Origin of the sequence: Streptomyces sp. NPDC005195 (assembly GCF_040608315.1) — a bacterium.
GTDB classification, from domain to species: Bacteria; Actinomycetota; Actinomycetes; order Streptomycetales; family Streptomycetaceae; genus Streptomyces; species Streptomyces kaempferi.
The window spans coordinates 1-1,455 of sequence record NZ_JBEXHZ010000329.1; the positions used below are offsets into that span (position 1 = coordinate 1).

The 1,455-nt window shown below is 71.4% G+C and carries 2 protein-coding genes; one reads left to right on the forward strand and one right to left on the reverse strand.

Going from position 1 to position 1,455, the window contains the following annotated elements:
- The first annotated feature begins 128 nt into the window (after positions 1-128).
- Positions 129-305 (forward strand): hypothetical protein, encoded by a 177-nt coding sequence (locus ABZV34_RS39410; RefSeq protein ID WP_356288093.1) that lies wholly within the window; start codon positions 129-131, stop codon positions 303-305.
- 73 nt (positions 306-378) lie between these two features.
- Here the strand turns inward: ABZV34_RS39410 and ABZV34_RS39415 are convergent, their stop codons facing one another.
- Positions 379-1,068 carry a TetR/AcrR family transcriptional regulator gene (locus ABZV34_RS39415; RefSeq protein WP_356288096.1) on the reverse strand — a complete coding sequence of 230 codons (690 nt, stop codon included), beginning with the start codon at positions 1,066-1,068 and terminating at the stop codon, positions 379-381.
- Between the last annotated feature and the right edge of the window lie 387 nt (positions 1,069-1,455).

Sequence of the window (1,455 nt, forward strand, 5' to 3'; positions counted from 1 at the left end):
TGAGCTTGTTCGGCTACGCGGGCATCCACCGGTAACCCCGCCTGCATGTGCGACCGCCCTGAGGGCCCGATTCGCCCGTCGTCCGGTATTGCGGGTCGCACACGACGCTGCGTCTGGGGAACTCCACGGTGGTCTTCGGACGGGTGCTCCACATGGCGGTCCACGAGGAGTTCATGGCCGGCCGACGGCCGAGTTCCGCACGTCTGCGCCCGTTGACCAAACTGGGAGGCGACGAGTGGGGGACGCTCGGCGAGGTCCTTCATCTCTCGCGCATCCCCTACGAGGAGCTGCGCGGGAGGGACTGAGGGTCCCAGGGCCGTCGCCGTACGGGGGACGGCCCGGTCCCGCTCCCCGAACGGGAGGTGAGGTAGGACCCGGTCACACCTCCGAGGGACCGTTCCCGCGGTCGCCGCCCTTGACGGGGTGCAGGTGGACGGTGAGGTTTTCGTTCGTGGGAGGGGGAGGGAGCGGCCGGGCACCGTCCGGACGCAGGCCGTCCAGGAAGATGCGCACGTGACGGGCGGCGAGGGCGCCGGCCTGTTCGACGGGGAGGTGGGGGAGCGGGCGGCAGGAGAGCGCTCCGGTGGCGATCAGCTCCACCGCTGTCGCGTCCGGGCGGATCACGCGCTGGGCGCGGGCCGTGGACAGGAGATCCTCCAGGGCGGCCTCGATCTCACGCTGCAGGGCCGCGGCCTCGGGATCGTCGGTGACGGGCCCGCCGATCAGGGGCAGGACGAGCATCTCCCGCTCGTCCACGAGGGTGAGCAGGAATTCCCCGATGGCGGACAGCGGGTCGCGGGGCGCGGTGTCGAGTGCCACGCGCACGGTGCGGAGCACCAGGGCGAAGCCGTCGACGACGACCTGCCGGACGAGTGCGTCACGGTCGGCGAAACGCCGGTAGAGCGTGGCGATGTTGACACCGGCGCGGCGGGCGATCTCGTCCAGGGGGGCAGCGGTGCCCAGCTCCCGGAAGGCGGCACGCGCGGCGGCCAGGATCTGGTCACGGTTACGCGCGGCGTCCGCCCGCAACCGCGGTCGGCCGTCTTCTCGCGATGCGCTGGGAGTCACCGGGGGCCCGTCGCCTTCTGTTCTGTGAGGTCTGTACTGGCTTCTGTTCTGCGCGGTCTGTACGGGCGGACGTGTCGAGGATACGGCAGTGGTGGTCCCCACAACTCAACAAGTGCAGGATTTTCTGCGTTTAGTGTACCGTCTACGAGGTCGGCCCGGGCGGCACGCCATGAGCGCGCCCTGTGGTGCGGGGTGCCCCCGCTCTGTGGGCCGGTGTTCGTCGCGGGCGCCGACGGTGTCTCTCGCGGCACTCCTCACCCGTCGCGAGAGAAGAGAAGCGGTGACGACCGTGCAGGTGGCACAGTGCGAGGGCAGGGCGGTGGCGATCGGCCGGTGTGGCGCCACGGGGGCCGCCGGCAGGCCGGCCGTCGAGTGCGCGCTTCAGGG